Raw genomic sequence first — 22,271 nt, 5'->3', positions numbered from 1 at the left:
TGACCCACCGCTTTCGCAGCCTCGCCGGGGCTCGACAGCTCCCACAGGGGATTGGTGGTGGCTGGAAAAACGCTGCCAGCAGGGCCATCGCGCCGGACGCTTTCTCACCAACAATAGAGATCCAATGTGGGAGCTGGCTTGCCTGCGATGACTGCGGCACAGCCAACACAGATGCCGTCTGACCCACCTCTTTCGCAGCCTCGCCGGGGCTCGACAGCTCCCACATGGGGCCTGCAGTGGCTAAAAAAACTCCGTCAGCAGGGCCATCGCGTCGATTACTTTCTCATCAACAATAGAGCTCCAATGTGGGAGCTGGCTTGTCGGGTCGCGGCATCGCTGCGAAGACGGCAGCATGGCCAACACAGATGCCACCTGACCCACCGCTTTCGCACCCTCGTCGTGGCTTGCCAGCTCCCGCATTTGATCAACAGCGTTGTCGAAGGCGCTAGCGCACCAGGCAAGGCTGTTTGTTGTTGAAGCGCCATCCAGGAATCAGGAACTGCATCGCGACGCTGTCATCCCGCGCACCCAGGCCCATGCCTTTGTACAGTTCGTGGGCCTTGGCCACGGCGTCCATGTCGATGTCCACACCGAGGCCCGGCTTGCTCGGCACCTTCACGTAGCCTCCTTCGATTTTCAGCGGCTCCCGGGTCAGGCGCTGGCCGTCCTGCCAGATCCAGTGGGTGTCGATGGCGGTGATATCGCCCGGCGCGGCGGCCGCCACCTGGGTGAACATCGCCAGGGATATATCGAAGTGATTGTTGGAGTGCGAGCCCCAGGTCAGGCCCCAGTCGTTGCACATCTGCGCCACGCGCACCGAACCTTGCATCGTCCAGAAATGCGGGTCGGCCAAGGGGATATCCACGGATTGCAACTGGATCGCGTGACCCATTTCGCGCCAGTCGGTGGCGATCATATTGGTCGCCGTTTTGAGGCCGGTGGCCCGACGGAATTCGGCCATGACTTCGCGGCCCGAATAGCCGTTCTCCGCACCGCAGGGGTCTTCGGCGTAGGCCAGCACCCGGTGTTGATCACGGCACAGGCGGATGGCTTCCTTGAGCGACCAGGCGCCGTTCGGGTCAAGGGTGATGCGCGCCTCGGGGAAGCGTTCGGCCAGGGCGGTGACGGCTTCGATTTCTGCGTCGCCACTCAACACGCCGCCCTTGAGCTTGAAGTCGTTGAAGCCGTATCTGGCCTGGGCGGCCTCAGCCAGGCGCACCACCGCTTCGCTGGTCAGGGCGGTTTCGTGGCGCAGACGGAACCAGTCGTCCTCGGCATCGGCTTCGTTGCGGTAAGCCAGGGCGGTGGCAGTGCGGTCGCCCACATAGAACAGATAACCGAGCATTTTCACCGCATCGCGCTGCTGCCCTTCGCCGAGCAGGGCGGCCACCGGGACTTCGAGGAATTGCCCCAGCAGGTCGAGCAGCGCGGCTTCCATCGCGGTCACCGCATGGATGGTGATGCGCAGATCGAAAGTTTGCAGGCCGCGACCGGCGGCGTCCCGTGAGGCAAAGGTCGTGCGCATCTGGTTGAGGATGCGCTGGTACTGGCCGATGGGTTGGCCGATCACCAGGCCACGGGCGTCTTCGAGGGTTTCGCGGATGCGCTCGCCGCCGGGCACTTCGCCCACACCGGTGTGGCCGCTGCTGTCCTTGAGAATGACGATATTGCGCGTGAAGCAGGGGCCGTGGGCACCGCTCAGGTTCAGCAGCATGCTGTCGTGGCCGGCCACCGGAATGACCTGGAAGTGAGTGATAACGGGAGTGGTCATGGCAGGTTCCTAAATAGGCTCAAAGGGGTTTGCTGAGGGCTGCGTCGGTCGGTACGGCGCTGGGCGGCGTCAACACGGCAGAGGGAGACGTCTTGGCGAAGAACACCAGGATCGCGGCGAGAATCGAAGTACCGGCCAGACCGTAAAGCCCGCCTTGGATCGAGCCGGTGGTCTGCTCCAGAAAGCCGAAGGTGGTCGGCGCGACGAAGCCGCCCAGGTTGCCGATGGAATTGATCAGCGCGATCACCGCTGCGGCGATGCGCACATCCAGGTAGCCCTGGGGAATCGGCCAGAACAGTGACGAGGCCGACTTGAAACCGATGGCCGCAAAGCAGATCGCGACAAACGCGAAGATCGGCCCACCGGTGGTGGACATGAACATGCCGGCGGCGGCAATCAGCAGCGCGGCGGCGACCCAGGCCTGCTGGAACTTGAACTTGCCTGACAGCGAGGCGAAGGCGTACATGGCGATGATCGAAATCAGCCAGGGGATCGAGTTGAAGAACCCGACCTGCACATCGCTGAGCTCGCCCATCTTCTTGATGATGCTCGGCAGCCAGAAGGTCGCGGCGTAGATCGTCAACTGGATGCAGAAGTACAGCACGCAAAACAGCAGAATCTGGCGGTCCTTGAGCAGCTTGCCCAGGGTCGGCTTGACGGTGTTCAGGGCTTCGCGGTCGCGTTGTTCCTGGTCGATGGCGGCCACCAGCGCGTCCTGTTCTTCGCGGGTCAGCCAGTGGGCGTCGTGGGGTTTGGAGTCCAGCCAGAACCACACGAAGAAGCCCAGCGCGACCGAGGCCAGCCCCTCGATGGCGAACATCCATTGCCAGCCGTGGAACCCGAACCCTTCGATCTGCAACAGTGCCCCCGACAACGGGCCGGAAATCAGCGAGGCCACGGCCGAGCCGCTGAGGAAGATGGCGATGGCCTTGCCGCGTTCGACGCCAGGCAGCCAGCGGGTGAAGTAGTAGATCACGCCGGGAAAGAAACCGGCTTCGGCCACGCCCAGCAGGAAGCGCAGGATGTAGAACTGGGTTTCGTTCTGGATGAACGCCATCAACGTGGCGACGATGCCCCAGGTGAACATGATGCGGGTCAGCCAGATACGTGCGCCGACCTTTTGCAGCAGCATGTTGGAGGGCACTTCGAACAGGGCATACCCGATGAAGAACAGCCCGGCACCCAGGCCATAGGCGGCGGCACCGATACCCAGGTCGTGCTCCATGTGCGTACGCACGAAGCCGATGTTGACCCGGTCGATGTAGTTGAGGATGAACATGATCACGAACAGTGGGAGCACATGGCTCTTCACTTTGCTCACGGCGCGCGCGAGGACCGAATCACTGTGCGAGGCGACAGATGCATGGCTTGAAGTGTTCACAATCGAAAAACTCCCCCTGATTATTTTTATGCGGGTGGTGTGTGTTTTGTTGATAGACATCATACAAGTGGTTTTTTGAGCTTCGCAATCTGTAGCGGTGTGTTTTTGTTCTTCTAAGGCGGGTTATGAATGGGGTGTTTTGGTTATTTGTCCAGTTTTATTGGGTTTGTAGCAGTTAAATGCGCCATGGCAGGTGTGAAGTACTCAGGGGGGAAGGGGGTGCAGCCGCTCGTCGGTCAATCGAATTTCAGATTGGTTGTCATACAAGTTGGCGGCCTTTTACATCAACCTCCCGCCGATTCCCGATGGGGTGTTAAGCTCCCGCCAGCCAACCCCGTGGACCCGTCACGATGCCCGTCGATCACACACCCTTCGTCCGTAAACGTTCCAGCAACCTGGCCCAGGGCGTACTCGAGACGCTGACCCAGCGCATCTTGCTGGGGCAACTCAAGCCTGGTGAAAAGCTGCCGTCGGAATCCACCATCGTGCTGGAGCATGGCGTGAGCCGCACAGTGGTGCGTGAAGCGCTGTCCAAGCTGCAGGCCTCGGGGCTGGTGGAGACGCGTCACGGCATCGGCACCTTTGTGCTGGCGCCGCATGCCCAGCAGGGCTTGCGCCTGCATGTGGACACGGTCGCCAGCGTGCGCAACATGCTCGAATTGCGCCTGGGCCTTGAGGTGCAGGCGGTTGCGCTGGCCGCCTTGCGCCGCAGCGATGAGCAACTGGCACAGATGCGCGAAGCGCTGGACGATTACCAGGCCTCGCTGGCGAACAACGACAACTGTGTGGAGGAGGACAAACGCTTTCACCAGTTGATCGCCGAGGCCACCGGCAACACGTTCTTCACCGAGATCATGCTGCACCTGGGCAATGCCATGATCCCGCGCACCCAGGTCAAGGGAGCCGAACGCGGCGGCGCCGACTTCGCCAAACTGGGGCAACTGGCGAACCTGGAACATGAAGCGATCTTCAACGCGATCAAACGCCAGGACCCTGACGCGGCGCGTGCGGCGATGGTGCTGCACTTGACCAACAGCCGGGACCGGTTCTCGGGAGAATAAGGTTGTGGGTGACCCTGCTGGCGAAGCCCACTCTTGGATGTGATAAGGAAACACCGTTGAACGAACACACTTTGTCCATGCGTCTGGAGCGCGTCGCCGCGCATGTGCCGGCGGGCGCGCGGCTGGCCGATATCGGGTCGGACCACGCCTATCTGCCGGTGGCGCTGATGCGTCGCGGCGCGATTGCGGCGGCGGTGGCGGGAGAGGTGGCGCGTACGCCTTTTCACGCGGCCCGGCGCACCGTGCACGACAATGCTCTGGATCAACACATTACCGTGCGCCTGGCCAATGGTCTGGCGGCCATCGAACCGGGCGACGGCATCACCGCCATCAGCCTGTGCGGCATGGGCGGCGAGACCCTTCGCGATATTCTCGACAGTGGCGCGGCCCACCTGAATGGCGCGGAACGCCTGATCCTGCAACCCAATGGCGGCGAACAACCGCTGCGCCAATGGCTGATGGACAACGGCTACCGCATCCTGGAAGAAGAGTTGCTGCGGGAAAACCGCTTCTATTATGAAATCATCGTCGCCGAACGTTCGGGGCCGGTGAGCTACAGCGCCCAAGAACTCTACTTTGGCCCGCTGCAACTACAGGCCCGCACGCCGGAATTCCTGGCCAAGTGGCAACGCCTGCTGCGCCTGGCACACAAAACCCTGGCCGGCCTTGAACAGGCCCGGCAGGCGGTGCCGGATCAGCGGCGCGAGGTTCTTGCACGCCAGGTGCAATGGATGACAGAACTGCTGAAGTGAGCGGGCCTGCGGCTTTTCCTTTTCGAGCCCCGGATATGCTCCAATAGCCGCACTTTCTCGCTCGCCCAGGAATTCCCCATGGCAGACGCCACCGACCACGCTTTCTACGACCGTGCAGACGCTCACATCGAACTGTCGAACGAACAACTTGCAGCCCACGAAAACCTCGGCCAGGTCAGCGCCTCGATGACCTTCGGCGCTACACGGTTCAGCGCCTGGGCCAGTGCGCGCAGTTTCAAGTCCGGCGCCGAAATGGCCGATGCGCGGGAAGCGCTGCTCAAGTATTTCTGCGATCAGTACCGGCTCATGCTGGAAGACAATCTGGACGATCACATCAATAATTTCAGCCGGTATCGGCAGGGCCAATAGGCGGCCACGGCAGGGCGGGTTGGCATGGCTCGCTCCCTCGGCGTCCCCATCGGTTACAGGCCCGCCCGCAGTGCTGAGTGCTTTTGCCCCAATTTCGTGCACGCAGTGTGCGGGCATGTGCGCCACACCGCCTGTTCTCGTCCCCCATCTGAACGGCCCGTATCTTGCTTGAGCCAGCGTAATCAATGACATGGCATTTTGCCGTCAGTCATTACAAGGTTTCGCTCACCGCCTGCGTTGTGTGGGTGGTTTTGGGGAGTGGTCGGACATGCACAGTCTCTTGTCACCCGGTATTCGCCTGCTTGGACGCTTCGGTTTCGCGCGCAAGTTTCAGGTGCTGTTTTTCCTGTTCATGCTGCCGCTGGCCGGTAGCCTGTGGATGATCGGCCAGGACTATCGCGACAAACTTTCGGTGATTTCCAACGAACAGTCCGGCGTGCGCCAATTGCTGGCGTTGGATGCGCTGGACGGCCAGCTCACGGCCCAGCGCAACCTGGCGGCCCGCTGGAAGGCGCTGGACATCCTGCATGCGCCCACACCGGCGGCCAAGGCGGCGATGGACAAGGTGGACGCCAACAGCCCAATCATCGGGCAAAACCTGCAAGCCCTGGGCGAGGCACTGAAAAACCACCACGCCAGCGCCGATACCTTGACGCGCTTTGAAGCGTTGCAGGCGACCGTCAAGGGCATGGACTCCCAGTCGCTGCGCACGGTGGGTTGGTGGCCGGATGGCTACGATCGCTTCACTTCGGCGCTGACCGCGATGCAAACCTTGCGCGAACAGATTGCCCTGGATGCCGGCCTGATCCTCGATCCATGGCTGGAAACCTACCTGCTGATGCAGATTTCCACCCAGCACACGCCGGACCTGATCGAGCGGATCGGGCGTATGGCCAGTGTGGGCGAGTCGTCCATCGCGTCGGGGCAGTTCACCTTGCAGAGCCGTTTGCAGATGCGCGACCTGCGTGGCCGCATTGGCGATGCGCGGGATCAATTGGTCAAGGCCGCCGCTTCGCTCAAGGCCAAGCAATACCCCGGCATGGAGCCATGGACCGCGCAGTACGACAACAGCCTTCAAGTGCTGGATAACGAACTCAAGGTGCTCGACGACGGCGTGTTCGGCGGCACCATCAAGCTCGACACCGCCGGCTTCGACCGCAGTGTCGATGCCATGCTCGACAGCCTGGGTGCATTGCGCAACCAGTCGCTGACTTCGCTGGATGCGCGCCTGGGCTATTACCGCGACCGTTCGTTGCAGCAATTCGTGCCGGTGGCGGCCACCTTCAGCCTGTTGGCGTTGGCGGCGTTGTACCTGTTCATGTGCCTGCAAGCTTCGATTCGCCGCAGTGCCAGCGGCATTACCACCCTGGCCGAGTCGTTGCGCGACGGCAACCTGTGCGTGGAAGTGGCGGTGGAGGGGCGTGACGAACTGGCGGCGATCAGCACGGCCCTGAACGTCGCGGTGGTACAACTGCGCACCAGCCTGCTGGGGGTCAATCACGAGACCGAGCAATTGGGCTCGGCCGTGCTCACGCTCAACTCCCAGTCGGGCAGCACCCTGACCGAAGTGGAAGACCAGCAGCAACAGATCAGCCAGATCGCCGCTGCCGCCACCCAATTGGCGGCCACCTCCATGGGCGTCGCGAAGAGTTGCGAGCAGGCTTCGGGCAGTGCCCAGCACACCCGGCGGATTGCCGAAGACAGCAGTCGCGACAGCCAGCGCACCACGGCGAGTATCCAGCAACTCAACCAGCGTCTGACCGACACCGCCGATGCGCTGGAACAGGTGAACCAGCAGGGGCAGCAGATTCAGTCGGTGGTCGACACCATTCGCGGCATTGCCGAGCAAACCAACCTGCTGGCGCTCAACGCTGCCATCGAAGCCGCGCGTGCTGGCGAGCAGGGGCGTGGTTTTGCGGTGGTGGCCGATGAAGTGCGCAGCCTGTCGCAACGCACCCAGGCGTCGACCGCGCAGATCGCCGGCACCGTCGACAGCCTGCGCGCCACGGTGAGCCAGGCGGTCAACCTGATGGGCGCGGCGTGCGAACAGGCCCTGACCGATGCGCAGTCCGTCACCGGCCTCGGCACCCGCCTCGGCGAAATCGCCGGTGCCGTGCAGAACGTCACCGACACCCTGGCGCAGATCGCCACCGCCGTGGAAGAACAAGCCGCGACGGCGGACGAAGTCAGCGGCAACATCCAGCAAGTGGACCAGGCCGCCGGCCGCCTGCTCGACGGCGCCCGCGCGGTGAACCGCGCCGCCGACACCCTGAGCCAAGGCAGCCGCGCGCTGAGCGACAACACCGCACGGTTCCGGTTGGGTTGAGCGCGGCCTGCTGCCTTTGTAGTGAGCAGGCTTGCCCTGCGCTGGGCGGCGAAGCCGCCCCAACAGGGACACTGCGGTGTATCAGATAGACCGAGGTGGTCGATTTCAGGGCCGCTTCGCGCCCCAGCGCGGGCGGTACGACGATTCGGCAAGCCCGCTCACCACAAAGAGGCCAGCCCAACCCGGTCATCTTGTTTTGGTGAACCTTCGGCAACTACAGGGCTCACTTGTTAGGCCGTCCTGTTCCCTGGCCGAAAGGAATCCGCATGACTTCAACCCCGCCGCTGCACGGTCCCGTCACACGCGAACTCAGCCTGCGGGCGGTCGTCACCGGTACGGTGCTCGGCATTCTGTTGACGCCTTCCAATGTGTACGCCGGGCTGAAGATCGGCTGGTCGTTCAACATGTCGATCATTGCTTTGTTGATCGGCTACGTACTCTGGCAAGGTCTGGCCAGGCGCTCCTCCGAGCAGGTGCCGTGGACGCTGCACGAAAGCAATATCAACCAGACCGTCGCCTCGGCGGCGGCGTCGATCATTTCCGGTGGGCTGGTGGCGCCGATCCCGGCTTATACCCTGCTGACGGGCAACCAACTGGACGCCTTGCCGATGATCGCCTGGGTGTTCTCGGTGAGTTTTCTGGGGATCTGGATCGCCTGGTACCTGCGCCCGTCGCTGCTCAATGACAAGGCGCTGAAATTTCCCGAGGGCATGGCCACCCTGGAAACCCTGTTGCACATCTACAACCATGGCCGCGAAGCCGCGACGCGCTTGAAGGTGTTGCTGGGTGCGGCGCTGTTGTCCGGGTTGGTGAAGTGGCTGGACACTTTTATCTGGGCCATTCCACGCTGGTCGCCGAACGCACAGTGGGAGCGCCTGACGTTTACCGCCGACCCTTCGCTGTTGCTGGTGGGCTTCGGTGGGATCATCGGCATTCGGGTCGGCCTGACGCTGTTGCTCGGTGCGCTACTCGCCTGGGGTGGGCTGGGGCCCTGGTTGTTGGCGCAGCAGCTGGTGACACTGCCTGCCGGCAGCAGTGGCCCGCAATTCGCCGCCTTGGTGGAATGGTTGCTGTGGCCGGGCGTGAGCCTGATGGTGTGTTCGACCCTGGCTTCGCTGGCGATTCGGTTGAGCCAGCTATACCGTTCAACCCAGTCCAGTGGCAGCTCGCCCTGGACCCTGCCCAAGCCCGGACCCGCTGCCGGTTTTGTGCTGTCGATCGGCCTGGTGGTTGGCCTGCAAGCGTTGTTGTTCGGCATCAACCTGTGGATGGCCTTGCTCACCATTCCGCTGGCAATCTGCCTCGCCGCCGTGGCTGCCCGGGTGGTGGGCGCCACGGGCATCCCGCCCATTGGTGCCATCGGGCAACTGTCCCAACTGAGCTTTGGCATCGTGGCCCCGGGGCAGGTGCCGATCAACCTGATGAGCGCCAACACCTCCGGCGGTTCGGCCGGGCAATGCACCGACCTGATGAACGACTTCAAGGTGGGCAAGGCGATTGGTGCGACGCCGCGCAAGCAGGTGATCGCGCAAATCCTCGGGATTTTCATCGGCAGTATCGTCAGCGTGTTCGCCTACCTCGCGCTGATCCCCGACCCGCAATCCATGCTGCTGACCGAGGAGTGGCCGGCGCCCGCCGTCGCCACCTGGAAGGCCGTGGCCCAGACCCTCAGTCATGGTCTGGATTCGCTCTCGTCCAGCATCCGTTGGGCCATCGCCATTGCCGGCCTGGTGGGGGTGTTGCTGGGTATTCTGGACAGCACGCTGTCCGCCCGGCATGCCCGCTTCCTGCCCAGCGCCGCCGCATTGGGCCTGGCCTTTGTGTTGCCGGCGTCGGTGTCGTTGATGATGGCCCTGGGCGCCGTGTTCACCTGGCTGGTGAGCTGCCGCTGGGCGAGCCTCACCGAGCGTTTTGCGATCACCGCCGCCGCCGGGTTGATCGCCGGGGAAAGCATCACCGGCGTCGGGGCGTCGCTGTGGGCGATGGTGGGCTGAGGGCTTCAGGGAAACGCTTTGGCAATGAAGGCTTCCAGCGATGCCTCCTCCAGGATCTCGATGGAGAGGTGCCCGAAACGCTTGGGCAGCCAGATGATGCGCGAGCCCGATGGCGACTGCAGGTTCTCGCGGGTCAGCGGCACGCCGCTTTCATTTTCTGGCTGCACGCCTTCGGCGATCAGTTCGTCGTACGCCACCTCGATGTCCGGGGTGGTGTAGCAGTGGCGGTAGATCATGCCTTCGCCATGGCTGTCCAGCAGGGTTCTGAGGTTGCCGGCGATCGGCTGGACCAGCATGAAGCGCTCCTTGCCCATCAGCACCACGGCATAACGCACGTGAAAACCGTCGCGATCCCACACGAAGGTTTCGGAGATTCTGGCCTTGAAGATGCGCGCGTAATACGCGCAGGCGTCATCGAGGTTTTCGACCAGGATGTCGACGTGACTGAATTTCAGTTCCATGGGGACACTCTCAAGCTAAGGCGCGGCTCACCGTTATCCTTGGCTGGGGGAGGGAATGCAATACCGTTAAGCATCCGGACAGGTGTTTTACAACTGTTAACGGATTTGCGCAGGCTGGTCGCTATAGGCTGCGGGTTGTCCCTGCCGCCTTCTTGAGTGAGCCTGCCGCCATGCACCTGCATCCTGTTGTCGTCTCTGTGTTTGCGTTTGCCTTGGGGCTGCCGTGCCTGGCCCAAGCCGCAACACCCCTCCGACATGTCGCCATCTACCGGGGGCCGGCGGGCTGCGAGGACTGTTCCGAAAACGTGGCGAACGCGCTGCGCCGTTTGCACCCTGACTACCAGATCGATTTCGTCGGCGCAGACGAAGCGGTCGACATCACCCCACAAACCCTGGCCCGCTATGACCTCTACGTGCAACCCGGTGGCGGTCAGGACATTCCCGCTGCCCTCGACAGCCTGGGCGACGCGCGCATCGACGCCATCCGTGGGTATGTCGCCCACGGCGGTCGCTACCTGGGGTTGTGCATGGGCGCCTACCTGGCGGACAACGACAACCTCGGTCTGATCCCCTACGACCTCGACGCCGAAGCCGGGCGTCCTGGTTTTGAAGTGTCCGGCATTGCCGATGCGGCCGTGCAGGTGACCTGGGACGGCAAGCCCGACCACGTCTTCTTCCAGGACGGCCCGTACTTCCCGAAAGCCAGCGCCGCCAAGCCCTACACGGTCATTGCCACCTACCGCAACGGAGACGTGGCGGCGGCGCGGTATACCTACGAAAAGGGCGTGGTGGTACTGAGCGGCCCGCACCCGGAAGCCGGGCGCGAGTGGTTCGAGAATGCCGATATCCCGTTAAGCAAAATGCCTCGGGGGGATTTGTTCGGCTCGTTGATACGCAGTGTCGAGGCCGCACATCCCTAGTGCGGCGGGCTTGGACGCGCGCCAACGAAAACCCTGGCAGAGCCGGCCGGTTTGCACCGTGTGCGGGTCAGCGCACCACATCCAGCGCTGTGATCTCATTCACATAGTGCGTCTGGCTCGACGTCGACTCCAGGGTCAGCGCCACACCCAGGTCTTCGATAAACACGCGCGAGGACCGGTAGTCGCCCTGTTCGCACGCGAGCTGGATCGCATCGCCTGTCAGCGACGCAAACACCTGGCGGGCCGGTATGCGTTCGCCCACCGTGCAGGTCAGGGTCGTTTCGGTGGGTGTGTCGGTGGGCTTGGCCGGCACATACGCCATGTGCAGGCGCGCGCTCAGCGTCTGGCCCGGCGCCCAGGTGGTGGGCACCTTCAGCTCGGCTTCGCGGGTTTGCAGGACCTGGCCATCACCGATGCCGTTCATTTTCGATTTGAGCTGGACCAGGTCCGCGAGCATCAGGCGATCGACGTTGAAGGCGCTGCCATAGGCTTCATTCTTTACCAGCAAACCTCCTTCGGCCTTGAACGTGACCGTGATTGGCGCGTCCTTGCCATCGCCACTCTTGGACAGGTAGGTGTAGCTCAACGTCTTGAAGCGGGGCTGCAAGAGCGGCGCGTCAAGGCGCTGCAGCACGCTGGCCGGCACGGGCACCTCGCCGATGCTGGTTTCGGGCACGGTGCGCGGGTAATCGACCGGTGCAATATCCGGCCGCAATTGCGCCAGGATCCCGGCGTTGACGCCGCCCTGCACCGAACAACTGACCCGCGATTGCGTGCCTTGCTTGCCCTCCGGCTCCACGATCAGCACGCGCTCCACGTTACGCAGGCCAGGCGCCTTGCCTGGCATGGGTTTGATCGACTGCCAGCCGTTGCCCACCTTGAGCTCGCTGCGGGTGTATTGCCCGATGCCTTTTTGCAGTGCGCCGGGCTGGTCCATGAGCGGCGCGAGGCGCTGGGCGACCTCGTCGATGCCGCCGTCCACGATAAAGCCCCAGTAGTAAAACAATCCCAGGGCGCCAAGATCAGTCACCTCGTCGGTGTAGGACAACAGCTTCAACCCGGCAATGGGCGGCGCGCTGACCGGCACGATATCGGCCTTGCGGTCGGCGCGGTTTTTCACGGCGATCCAGGTGAAGTTCTTTTCCTGCACCAATGGCGCATAGGCCAGCCAGGCATCGCGGTGGGTATTCAAACTGCTGAAGAAACTCGCGTCGCAGCGGGTGAAGGCTTTGAGGGTGTCGGTCAGCGCGGCATCGGCGGCGTGGGTAAGGGGCGGTGAGAACAGGGCAGCGGCGAAGACGAGGGCGGACACAGGCAACTTCATCGAGCGGGACTTCCGTATTGGAGCGGGAGGGGGGGCATTATCCAGGATTTTGGAGGCGGTGCTAAAGCCGCCGTCATCGCTGCGATGCGGCGACCCGACAAGCCAGCTCCCACAGAGGATTTGCAATGGCTGGAAAATCGCTGCCAGCAGGGCCATCGCGTCGGACGCTTTCTCACCAACAATGGAGAAATACTGTGGGAGCTGGCTTGCCTGCGAAGACTGCGGCACAGCCGACACAGATGCTACATGACCCACCGCCTTCGCAGCCTCGCCGGGGCTCGACAGCTCCCACAGAGGTCTTGCAGTGGCTGAAAAAGCGCTGCCAATAGGGCCATCGTGCCGGACACTTTCTCACCAACAATACAGATCCAATGTGGGAGCTGGCTTGCCTGCGAAGACTGCGGCACAGCCGACACAGATGCTACCTGACCCACCGCCTTCGCAGCCTCGCCGGGGCTCGACAACTCCCACAGGGGATTGGCAGCGTTTTTCAGCTACTACCCATCTAGAAGTTATCCCCCCAGTTACACAGCTTGCTTTCCCCCAGCGGCACCAATGTGCCTTCGCTTTTGCCCACCAGCATGCGCTTGAGGGTCACCCCGCACTTGTAGCGGCCCGCCGCATCCAGTTCGTAGTCCATGCCGGCTTCAGGCACGAAACTGAACATGTTGTAGCAACGGTTTCCGATGTAATGAAACGCGATGGGCTGGCCCGCGGGGACGCTCAGTTCACTCATCACCGTGGCGTCCGAGTAGCGCTCCACGGGCGCCATGCCGAGCTTTTCGCCGTTGCGGTCGGCGTAGCCGTCGCGCTTGGCCACCATCACGCCCGCGCCGGGCAGGCGGAAGTTGATGCAATCAGACTTGGGCACGCCCCGTACCATGCCGTCACTGATCACGCGCAAGCGCGCGGTTTCGCCGCCGGTCGGCGAGGTGTAGGGGGTGGAAAACGAGCGCACATCGGTCAGGGCGCCGCAACCGCTGAGGGCGGCGAGGAGGGTGAGGGGGATAAGCGCGCCAAGCGGGCGCAATGGCTTGAGCATCAGGTCGATTCCATTCGCTGGGTGGGTGCCTTCAGGGGGTAGGACGTTACACTTTGCGATCGTCGCAAACGACCTTCAGCCATCCCGAATTGAGAGCAAGCAGTGTAAGACGGGCGCCAGTGTAAACAGGCTTGCCGTTAAGTACACGTATTGCGCAGTGATCACCGCCGAACGTCTGCCCGCATCGCGTGGTCAGAGCTTTGCTGATACGCTGCTAATAGCTCATTGCCAGCTCCCCGGAGCCCTCATGAAAACCCTACGCACCGCCTTCCCGGCAGCCTTTCCCCGTGGCCCTTCCCACGCGTCGGAAACCGCTTTGTCGGACATCGAATTCCTGCACCGCATCAGCCTGGACCTGATCGGCGAGCAAGACCTGGAAGCCCTCTACGGCAAGATCGTCGACGCCGCCGTGTCCATCACCGGCTCGCAGTTCGGCACCATGCAATTGCTGTGTCCCGAAGGGCATCCGTCCGGTCATGGCGGCGAGTTGCAATTGTTGTGCTCCCGTGGCTTGCCACCCGAGGCGGTCGGTTTCTGGCAATGGGTGAGCCCCATGGCCTACAGCAGTTGCACCATGGCCCTGCAACTCGGCCAACGCGCGATCATCCCCGACTTCGAGGAATGGCCCGACATCGCCGGCACCGAAGACCTGCAAGCTTTCCGCGACACCGGCATCCGTTCGGCCCAGACCACCCCGTTGCTGTCCCGCAATGGCCGCCTGCTCGGCATGATCTCCACCCACTGGAGCACGCCGCATCAGCCGACCGAGCGTGACCTGCGCCTGCTCGACATCCTCGCGCGCCAGGCCGCCGACCTGCTGGAGCGCACCATCGCCGACGAAGCCCTGCGCGACGCGCAAACCCAACTGCGCGCCCTCAACGAAACCCTTGAGCAACGCGTGGCCGAACGCACCGCCATGCTGATGCAGGCCGAAGAAAAACTGCGCCAATCGCAAAAAATGGAAGCGGTCGGCCAACTCACCGGCGGCCTGGCCCACGACTTCAACAACCTGCTCGCCGGTATCTCCGGCGCGCTGGAACTGATGAACCGGCGCATCGCCCAGGGCCGCCTCAGCGACGTGGACAAATACATGGTCGCCGCCCAAGGTTCGGCCAAACGCGCCGCCGTGCTGACTCAGCGCCTGTTGGCGTTCTCCCGCCGCCAGACCCTCGAGCCCCGCGCGACCCACGTCAACACCCTGATGTACGGCATGGCCGAACTGATCCAGCGCACCGTCGGCCCCGGCATCCAGGTCGAAACCCTCGGCGCCGCGGATGCCTGGACCGCCTTCGTCGACGTCAGCCAACTGGAAAACGCGCTGCTCAACCTGTGCATCAATGCGCGCGACGCCATGCCCGAAGGTGGCCGTATCACCCTGCAAACCCGCAACCACTGGCTCGACTCCGCCGCTGCCCGCGCCCACGACCTCGCCGAAGGCCCCTACCTGTGCCTGAGCGTCACCGACACCGGCACCGGCATGTCACCCGACGTAATGGCCCACGCGTTCGAACCCTTCTTCACCACCAAACCCATCGGCCAAGGCACCGGCCTGGGCCTCTCGATGATCTACGGCTTCGCCCAACAATCCGGCGGCCAGGTGCACGTGCAGTCCACCCTCGGCGAAGGCACCTGCGTCACCCTCTACCTGCCACGCCATCACGGCGCCGCCCCCGCTGACGAGCTCGCACCGGGCCAAGCCGCGATGGACATCGCCCAACACGGCGAAACCGTGCTGCTGGTGGACGACGAGTCCACCGTGCGCATGTTGCTCGCCGACGTACTGGGCGAACTGGGCTACACCGTGATCGAAGCCGCCGACAGCGCCGCCGGCCTGAAACTGCTGCGCTCGGATGTACACATTGACTTGCTGGTGACGGATGTAGGGCTGCCGGGCGGCATGAATGGTCGGCAGATGGCCGAGGCGGGGATGGAGCTGAGGCAGGGGTTGAAGACGTTGTTTATTACGGGGTACGCGGAGAATGCGGTGATGGGGTATGGGCAGTTGGGCGAAGGGATGGGGGTGTTGACGAAGCCGTTTGCGGTGGAGGTTTTGGGGGGGAGGGTCAGGGAGTTGTTGGGGAGGTAGTGGGTTGAATGTTTGCTTTCGCCAGAAGCGTTTCTTCGATTTCAAAGGCAGGTATTCCCCGTAGTAGGATGCAGCTTTTTAAGCAAAAGTCTCCGCGTAATGAATCTTCAAGCGCTAGAACAGAGCAACGTCTTATCGATCACATTGGATCAGGCTCATCGATATTTCGAGATGGTTGTCAGTGTGGATGACGAGACCCAGTACAAGCTGATGGCATGGAACGCCGACGGTACTGAACTAGCCATCAGGCTGGGCGCTCTTCACGTTCAAAACGCCAGCATCCTTGGCGAACTTGAAGGGATAAACATTGTTGAGAACGTGCTACTTCTTGAAGGGGATTTTGGCGATATCGCTATCCAGGCCACTACAGTGTTGGTTGAAAGGCTGATGTGACTGTTTCTGAAGAGGTCACTTCTGGCCGAAGGCGGCCTGATGTGTCGCAGGTATTGTGACAGTGGATTGAACAGTCGTGATCACCGTTGGAATCCACCACCCAGTGAGGGGGTAGGTTTTCCGTCAAGCCATGTCGAGGTGCCTATACCCAGCTTTAAACACATCAAGGCACTCAACCGACCGATCCTTTCGCTGCAAACCGCCAAGCCTTGGGGGCGAGCCCTGTCTCCCGCTTGAAAGCATTGCTGAAGGCGCTTTCGGATGTGTACCCCAGCGTCTGCGCAACCGTGCCGATATGCTCGTTGCCTTCACGTAGCGCGCGCTCAGCCAGCCGCATCCGCCAATGTGTGAGGTACGCGATTGGCGTCATGCCTGCCACAGTGCGAAAGTGTTGTGCAAACGTCGTTCGTGACATGGCGCATGCGCGTGCCAGGTCTTCCAGGTGCCATGAGCGGGCAGGATCGCCGTGCATCAGTTGCAAGGCCGGTGCAAGACGGGCATTGCCAAGCACGGCCAGCCATCCCGCCAGCGGTGAACCGTTGGTTTCCAGGTGAGCGCGCAGGATCTGGATGAACAGCAGTTGAGCCAAGTGAGCGGATGCCAACTGCGCGCCTGGCTTTGGGGTTGACCGTTCCTGCACCAGTTGATCAAGCAGCCCGCGAAAAGAAGCTGCCTCAGGCGCCGCGGCAGGCACGTGAATCCACGGCGGCAGGACCTGTCTCAACAGCTTCCCACTGACAGGGTCGAGGAGTACGTGACCACCAATGTGTGCGAAATCGTCGCCTTCACCAATGGGCACATGGGATTTACCCGGGCCTGAAAACACACTCATTGCATCGGTGGGTTCGACCCCCGGATCACTGGCGAGTACGAAAGCGCGTTTGGCGCTGAGTAGCCCCACATCACCCGTGCGGAACAACATCGGGCTTGCGTCGCCTTCGAGCGTGACCCAGCAACTGCCTTTGATGACCGCAAAGAATTTAATGTTGTCCGGAGCGGGAAAACGCAGTGCCCAGCGCCCGCCTGCGATAAAACCGCCTGTCACCAGCGATTCGGCGCGGGCGAGTTTGAGGATGTCGGAAAAAGGATCGGTGTGCATTTCCGTACTATCGCGCAAGCCTGGCGTACGATCAAATATTCAGAATCCGGTAGCAGGCCGGTAGCCTTTCCTGACGATCAATCCGGTGAGGAAGGCAGGCATGAGTGAACACATTGTATTGGTAACCGGGGGCACAGGTTTTATAGCCCAGTACTGCATCATCACACTGCTGGAGAATGGGTTTAAGGTTCGTACGACTGTGCGCACTTTGGAGCGCGAAGCTGAAGTACGCAGGCATCTGAAACAACATGATGTCGATCCGGGGAGCGACCTGTCGTTTGTAGTCGCCGACTTGATGTCCGATGACGGTTGGAAAGAGGCCGTCGCCGGTTGTCGCTACGTGATTCACGGTGCATCGCCTACGCCGTCAGGCAACCAGGTGACTGAAGCGGACTGGGTCAACCCAGCCATTGAAGGTAACTTGCGTGTACTGCGCGCCGCGAGCGAGGCGGGAGTCAAGCGTGTTGTCCTCACCTCGGCGTTCGGTGCGGTCGGCGTCGGCCATTCAGCTGACTACCGCCGTCCGTTTGATGAGAGCGACTGGAGTGATGTCAGCGGCGATGTCTGGGCGTATCAGAAATCAAAAACGCTGGCGGAACGCGCCGCCTGGGAATTCATCCGGAGTGCGCAAGGGCAAGGTCTTGAACTGGCGGCAATCAACCCGGTCGCGGTGCTGGGCCCGGTATTGGGCGCAACCTATTCTCACTCCACCCGGATCATCAAAGACATGCTGGAAGGACAGCCTGGCTGCCCGAACATCAATTCGTGTTTCGTGGATGTCAGGGATGTGGCCGAGTTGCATCTGCTGGCCATGACGCATCCGGCCGCTAACGGCGAACGTTTTCTTGCCAGTTCGGGCGACAGCCTGCCGATGGTGCAGGTCGCACGCACGCTGCGCGATCATCTGGGTGAGGCTGCCAGGCATGTTTCCACTCAGGAGTTGAGCGATGACGACATTCGTGCCGCTGCCAAAACGAATCCGATGATGCTGGGCATGGTCAAGCTGTTGGGCGTCGATATGAGCGTCACGGCGGCCAAGGCCATGACCCTATTAGGCTGGGCACCTCGCAGCCCGGAAGACGCCATCATTGCAACGGCCAGGAGTTTTATCGAACTCGGCTTGATTGAATATCGCTGAGGTGAGGTGTGCGGTAGTTTGATGGCTGGCAACCGTGCGCTTCGGGTCGAAAGCAGGCTGGTGTGAGGCGCTGCTTTTGGCCGATAGCCGTCTTCCACTCCGGTAATGGCGCGTCCTGTTCTACTGTCCGATGAAACCTCACGCCCTTTAGCTCAAGTGCATTTCGAACACTTTGGCAAGCCGAGTCAGCTTCTCGGTAGATCTGGCAGAGATAGCGAGAGGAGGCTCTTTGATCATGTAGAACAGATGATCGAGTGCAACACCTGCCTCGCCGTGCGCTATGTAGTCCAGAACGATCTCCGCCCCATTCTCAAGACCTGACTGTGCCAGTGGATGACCATCAGGCAAGGGGCCAAGCTGCGCATATTCAGCAGACATCAGTGTAGAGACCTCACCCAGCACTTCGAGGAGGTCTTCACGCAGATCGGGACTCAGCTGGTTCATTTCGCCTCTATCCATGTCGTCATATGCTCAGTTTGTACCACCATTTGCCGAAGAGTCGCAGCGCTGACTCCACGGCTGACAGCTTTCGACCGATTCTGTTGAAAAAGTCGGTCATCCAAAACTGCCTGATCATTGACCGGTAAAAAACTCCTTTTTTACACGCTGCTACGTGAAATCTGCGCCTGGAAACCTCTGCCGAAAGTAAAGATTTCAGTCTCGGACGCGTACTTTTCAGCTGCGAAAACCATGGCCGACTTTTTCAACAGAATCGACCCAAAGCGGACATTTGACAGAAAGTAAGCGGTAACGAATTTTTCACTGCGGCTCCAATTCTGACCATAAACAACTGCGCCCAATGCCGGCCATTAACGTACCGTAGTCATCAAAATTACTGGCACTCATCTCATCCTGGCTCGTCCACGTTGCTTCGCACTCTTCGCATACCCACAGCGAAATATTTGTGGAGCGCACCCGCATTGCTCGAACGTAACCTTGGCTGCACCTTTGGCACTCAATCAGCATACAAATAATCTCTGACAGGACTTCGGTGTAGTCCTAATCCTATCGGCTGCTTCTGGCCGAAAGCAGCCTCATGGCTCGATTTACCATGGCGGTCCCAACTACGGCTGCCCCCGCGATAAGGAACCAGATAACACCCACTCGACCTAGCCAAATCTCAATCGATCCGAAGGCAAGCCCAAAGATTGGTCCTTGCTCCGGCTTCTGTCGATTACATGAAGCAAAGCCGTCGAATCGTAAAGGTGGCATGCGGCGATTTGGCGGAAAACTGGTTAGTAACTTGGGCTGCTGATGCTCATCGTGAGCACGGTGCTTCACGGTCGAGGAGTTTTGCAGTCAGAAGCACACCCAGTTCGCTCAACTGATGAATCGCCAGTGCAATGTCACGGTGTTTTCCGTTCAGATCTTCGGATAGGTCAAGCAGCAGCGTACTAACCGAGCTAAAGGTCTCGTAGCTATTGGTAATGAGAGCTTCGTTGCTAACGTCGGGAGCGACAGTGAAGAGCGTGGTTGAATCATTAACCATCGTTAAGTTCCTTACCGGATGCCATCACCCCATAGCTACTAAACAAAAGGGCGGTAGCCGTACGCAGGTTAGTAGACCGGTGGAACCTAACAAAACCGGCGCGCCCGAGGGCGCCCTGCGCACAGCCACCATCAAGCGCAGACGGGGGCCGTCTGACGGATGATGCTCATGCACTTGTTAGGTTAAATCGTGGGCTACTAAACCCGATCACCGAACCATTCAGCGACCGCGCAACCTTAGATTCCGTCGTCCCGGCACACAAGCCGGCGGATTCTGGCGCAGGTGTAGGCCATGGAGCAAGGCGTTGCGAGGCTTTCGGATTTTGCCTTCAGGTGCTGTCTATCGTTCATGTTTTTTCGCGAGCAGCGGGCGCTTGCACAATGGCGCGTCAGTCTTCCCGAAAACCGACCCCTTCACCCCAAACCGGTCTACCATGCCACCCCGGCAGTGGTTTCACGCGCTACCGACTTTCCTCTTGCAAGGTATCGCCCATGTCCATTGACTCGATCACTCTCCCAAAAGGCGTTGGCCCTCACGCCAGCAAATTGCTCGACGCCATCACCGGCGCGGCGACCCATGAGGACCTCAATCGCGCGGGTGGTAAAGCCGAAGGTTTTGTATTGGGGCTGGAGGCCACCAAGTCGATCAAAAGCCAAATCGCCGAGTCGCTGTATGTGGTTTACGATGACGCGGCGACTCACCGTGCCGGTGAGTTGAAAGGCTGATTTTCAGGATGAAATGCCCATGTTCAAAGCGCTGGTTGCTTCCCTGCTGTTGATTGCTCCGTTCTGTGCGTCCGCCGATACGTCGGTGGATGTCTCGAAGATTTACGGCAACATTCAGTTCGTCAACAGCTTCCCTGACTACAAGGTGAAGGTGGTGAACAGCTTCCCGGACCTTAAGGTGAAGCAGGTCGACAGTTTCCCCGACTCGGCCGGCAAGTGGAAAACAGTCAGCAGCTTCCCTGACTACAAGATCCAGATCGTCGATTCCTTTCCGGATTTCACGATCAAATACGTGGATTCGTTTCCCGGGGTCGATTGACGTCACCCGGCGTCAGGTGCGCGCTGATGCCAGCGCGCGCCTGCTGTCAGACCCGGTACTGCGCACGAATCTCTTCTACCGCCCGTTCCCCGATCACCACGCAAGGCGCCATGGTGTTGCCGCTGGTCACGTGAGGCATGATCGATGCGTCGGCAATTCGCAGGCCTTGCACGCCGTAGACCTGCAGGCGGCTGTCGACCACTGACATTGAGTCCCGACCCATTTTGGCGGTGCCGCATTGGTGCCAATAGGTGACGGCTGCGTTGCGTGCGTAGCGTTCCAGTGCCTGCGCGTTGACGTTGCCCGGTAGGCGTTCGCCTTTGACCAGGCCCTTGAACGCAGGCTGGGCGCCCAGTTCCTGCACGAACCGCAGGTTTTGCAGGGCGCTGCGCAGGTCGTCCGGGTGGGTGAGGGTGTTGGGTTGGATGATCGGTGCGTCGCTGGCGTTGGGCCCGGACAGGCTCACGTGGCCGCGACTCTGCGGGTGGGCGAGGCCGGCGAACATGGTCCAGCCGTGGGCCGGTACGCCCAGCGCGGCGTTCTCGGCGCTGGGCACCGGGAATTCCACCTGGCAGTGAAACATGTCGGGCAGGCGCAGCGTGCTGTCGCTGCTCCAGTACAGCGTGGCTTCCGAACCGCCGTGGCCCACGGGCTGGGGCGTGGCATATTCGAAGATGGCGGCGAAGGACACATGGTCCTGGTGGTTGGCGCCCACGCCGGGCAGGTGCTGGATGACAGGAATGCCATGGCGTTGCAGCTCCCGCTCAGGGCCGATGCCCGACTGCATCAGCACTTTGGGGGTGTTGATGGCGCCCAGGGACAGGATCACTTCGTGGTCGGCGTAGTAGCGGTGAGGGTGTCCGTCGCGCAGGGTTTCGACCCCCACCACCCGGTGTGCCTTGAACAGCAACCGGCTCACCAGGGTCTCTGTCAGCACGGTGAGGTTGGGCCGTGGACGGACGTAGGCGCGATAGATGGAGTGGCGCTTGCCGTCCTTGATGATCAAGTCGTTGATGGCTGCGCCGCCACGGCCTTCCATCATCGGGCCGTTCGGGTTGTCGAAGGTCGGAATGCCGAGTGCGGCAGCGGCTTCAAGCATGGCGTGGGCGATGGGCTGGGGCGCGTCGGCAGGCTGGACGTGAACCGGGCCGCCGCTGCCACGGCGGGCTGCGTCGGGCTTGCCCTGGTAATGTTCGATGCGTTGATACAGCTTGAGTACGGAGGCGTAGTTCCAGGCCGAATCACCACTCTCTGCGGCGAAGTCTTCCCAGTCGTTTTTATGCCCCCGGGCCCAGAGCATCACGTTGATGCTGGAACCGCCGCCGAGGCCGCGGCCCATGTTGAGCGGGATCTGGCGATGGTTGAGCTGCGGGTTGGGCGCGGCGCTGAAGTTCCAGTCGCGCTCACTGCCCAGATTCAAGGGCCAGTTGCCTGGCTGGGTCACGTTCGGGTGGTCGTCATCGCCTCCCGCCTCGATCAGCAGCACGCGTACTTCGGGGTTTTCCGCCAGGCGCGCCGCGACCACGGAGCCGGATGTACCGGCGCCGCACACAATGAAGTCGAAATGGTTGTCAGACATGAACCCGTTTCCATCCGCGAAGGGTGTGCAGGGCCGGGCACT

At 61.6% G+C, this 22,271-nt stretch carries 20 protein-coding genes; 11 read left to right on the top strand and 9 right to left on the bottom strand.

Features of this window, described 5'->3' with window-relative positions:
• Positions 1 to 445: 445 nt before the first annotated feature.
• Positions 446 to 1,771 (bottom strand): glucarate dehydratase, encoded by a 1,326-nt coding sequence (gene gudD / locus ACW9IB_RS23740; protein ID WP_457415719.1) that lies wholly within the window; start codon positions 1,769 to 1,771, stop codon positions 446 to 448.
• A gap of 19 nt (positions 1,772 to 1,790) precedes the next feature.
• The gene (locus tag ACW9IB_RS23735; RefSeq protein ID WP_457415718.1) at positions 1,791 to 3,152 is read right to left on the bottom strand and encodes an MFS transporter; all 1,362 of its coding nucleotides are present in this window, start codon (positions 3,150 to 3,152) and stop codon (positions 1,791 to 1,793) included.
• A gap of 350 nt (positions 3,153 to 3,502) precedes the next feature.
• Between ACW9IB_RS23735 and ACW9IB_RS23730 the strand changes: the two genes are divergently transcribed.
• The 5 genes from ACW9IB_RS23730 (at position 3,503) to ACW9IB_RS23710 (ending at position 9,654) form a co-directional block, all read left to right on the top strand.
• Positions 3,503 to 4,213: a FadR/GntR family transcriptional regulator gene (locus tag ACW9IB_RS23730; protein ID WP_457415716.1), complete on the top strand. Its 711-nt coding sequence runs from the start codon at positions 3,503 to 3,505 to the stop codon at positions 4,211 to 4,213.
• 56 nt (positions 4,214 to 4,269) lie between these two features.
• Entirely contained in the window at positions 4,270 to 4,965 is a 696-nt protein-coding gene (locus tag ACW9IB_RS23725; protein WP_457415715.1) for a tRNA (adenine(22)-N(1))-methyltransferase, read from the top strand.
• Between the two features lie 78 nt (positions 4,966 to 5,043).
• On the top strand, positions 5,044 to 5,334 hold the full coding sequence (locus tag ACW9IB_RS23720; RefSeq protein WP_457365948.1) for a DUF3144 domain-containing protein: 291 nt from the start codon (positions 5,044 to 5,046) through the stop codon (positions 5,332 to 5,334).
• Positions 5,335 to 5,602: 268 nt separating this feature from the next.
• The gene (locus ACW9IB_RS23715; RefSeq protein WP_457365947.1) at positions 5,603 to 7,660 is read left to right on the top strand and encodes a methyl-accepting chemotaxis protein; all 2,058 of its coding nucleotides are present in this window, start codon (positions 5,603 to 5,605) and stop codon (positions 7,658 to 7,660) included.
• A gap of 266 nt (positions 7,661 to 7,926) precedes the next feature.
• Positions 7,927 to 9,654 (top strand): OPT family oligopeptide transporter, encoded by a 1,728-nt coding sequence (locus ACW9IB_RS23710; RefSeq protein ID WP_457415714.1) that lies wholly within the window; start codon positions 7,927 to 7,929, stop codon positions 9,652 to 9,654.
• 5 nt (positions 9,655 to 9,659) lie between these two features.
• On the opposite strand, the gene ACW9IB_RS23705 is transcribed toward ACW9IB_RS23710, so the two are convergent.
• Positions 9,660 to 10,115, bottom strand: coding sequence for a VOC family protein (locus ACW9IB_RS23705; RefSeq protein WP_457365945.1), 456 nt, complete (start codon positions 10,113 to 10,115; stop codon positions 9,660 to 9,662).
• A 170-nt stretch (positions 10,116 to 10,285) separates the two neighbouring features.
• On the opposite strand from ACW9IB_RS23705, the gene ACW9IB_RS23700 reads away from it, so the two are divergent.
• Positions 10,286 to 11,035, top strand: coding sequence for a BPL-N domain-containing protein (locus ACW9IB_RS23700; protein WP_457415713.1), 750 nt, complete (start codon positions 10,286 to 10,288; stop codon positions 11,033 to 11,035).
• A 67-nt stretch (positions 11,036 to 11,102) separates the two neighbouring features.
• Here ACW9IB_RS23700 and ACW9IB_RS23695 read toward each other — a convergent pair whose 3' ends face one another.
• Positions 11,103 to 12,359: a hypothetical protein gene (locus ACW9IB_RS23695; protein WP_457415712.1), complete on the bottom strand. Its 1,257-nt coding sequence runs from the start codon at positions 12,357 to 12,359 to the stop codon at positions 11,103 to 11,105.
• 505 nt (positions 12,360 to 12,864) lie between these two features.
• The gene (locus ACW9IB_RS23690; protein WP_457415711.1) at positions 12,865 to 13,401 is read right to left on the bottom strand and encodes a hypothetical protein; all 537 of its coding nucleotides are present in this window, start codon (positions 13,399 to 13,401) and stop codon (positions 12,865 to 12,867) included.
• Positions 13,402 to 13,648: 247 nt separating this feature from the next.
• Between ACW9IB_RS23690 and ACW9IB_RS23685 the strand changes: the two genes are divergently transcribed.
• Positions 13,649 to 15,487 (top strand): ATP-binding protein, encoded by a 1,839-nt coding sequence (locus ACW9IB_RS23685; protein WP_457415710.1) that lies wholly within the window; start codon positions 13,649 to 13,651, stop codon positions 15,485 to 15,487.
• 99 nt (positions 15,488 to 15,586) lie between these two features.
• Complete coding sequence (locus ACW9IB_RS23680; protein WP_457365939.1) at positions 15,587 to 15,880, top strand: hypothetical protein; 294 nt, start codon at positions 15,587 to 15,589, stop codon at positions 15,878 to 15,880.
• 172 nt (positions 15,881 to 16,052) lie between these two features.
• Here ACW9IB_RS23680 and ACW9IB_RS23675 read toward each other — a convergent pair whose 3' ends face one another.
• Positions 16,053 to 16,979: an AraC family transcriptional regulator gene (locus tag ACW9IB_RS23675; RefSeq protein WP_457415709.1), complete on the bottom strand. Its 927-nt coding sequence runs from the start codon at positions 16,977 to 16,979 to the stop codon at positions 16,053 to 16,055.
• 100 nt (positions 16,980 to 17,079) lie between these two features.
• Here ACW9IB_RS23675 and ACW9IB_RS23670 point away from each other — a divergent pair, with 100 nt between their 5' ends.
• A complete protein-coding gene (locus ACW9IB_RS23670) occupies positions 17,080 to 18,117 on the top strand; it encodes an SDR family oxidoreductase (protein WP_457415708.1) in 1,038 nt (345 codons plus the stop codon).
• A 147-nt stretch (positions 18,118 to 18,264) separates the two neighbouring features.
• On the opposite strand, the gene ACW9IB_RS23665 is transcribed toward ACW9IB_RS23670, so the two are convergent.
• Together ACW9IB_RS23665 and ACW9IB_RS23660 are read right to left on the bottom strand one after the other, a co-directional pair.
• The gene (locus ACW9IB_RS23665; protein WP_457415707.1) at positions 18,265 to 18,561 is read right to left on the bottom strand and encodes a hypothetical protein; all 297 of its coding nucleotides are present in this window, start codon (positions 18,559 to 18,561) and stop codon (positions 18,265 to 18,267) included.
• Between the two features lie 814 nt (positions 18,562 to 19,375).
• Positions 19,376 to 19,606 carry a DUF6124 family protein gene (locus ACW9IB_RS23660; RefSeq protein WP_457415706.1) on the bottom strand — a complete coding sequence of 77 codons (231 nt, stop codon included), beginning with the start codon at positions 19,604 to 19,606 and terminating at the stop codon, positions 19,376 to 19,378.
• A gap of 491 nt (positions 19,607 to 20,097) precedes the next feature.
• On the opposite strand from ACW9IB_RS23660, the gene ACW9IB_RS23655 reads away from it, so the two are divergent.
• Both ACW9IB_RS23655 and ACW9IB_RS23650 read left to right on the top strand, forming a co-directional pair.
• Positions 20,098 to 20,331 carry a hypothetical protein gene (locus ACW9IB_RS23655; RefSeq protein WP_457415705.1) on the top strand — a complete coding sequence of 78 codons (234 nt, stop codon included), beginning with the start codon at positions 20,098 to 20,100 and terminating at the stop codon, positions 20,329 to 20,331.
• Between the two features lie 19 nt (positions 20,332 to 20,350).
• Positions 20,351 to 20,650, top strand: a complete 300-nt coding sequence (locus tag ACW9IB_RS23650) for a hypothetical protein (RefSeq protein ID WP_457365933.1) — start codon at positions 20,351 to 20,353, stop codon at positions 20,648 to 20,650.
• Positions 20,651 to 20,696: 46 nt separating this feature from the next.
• Here ACW9IB_RS23650 and ACW9IB_RS23645 read toward each other — a convergent pair whose 3' ends face one another.
• Positions 20,697 to 22,229 carry a GMC family oxidoreductase gene (locus tag ACW9IB_RS23645; protein ID WP_457415704.1) on the bottom strand — a complete coding sequence of 511 codons (1,533 nt, stop codon included), beginning with the start codon at positions 22,227 to 22,229 and terminating at the stop codon, positions 20,697 to 20,699.
• Positions 22,230 to 22,271: the final 42 nt, after the last annotated feature.

The organism is Pseudomonas sp. SDO524_S393 (genome assembly GCF_054071875.1).
Note: the sequence above shows the minus strand (reverse complement) of the source record. Positions and strands in the feature narration are given on the sequence as shown.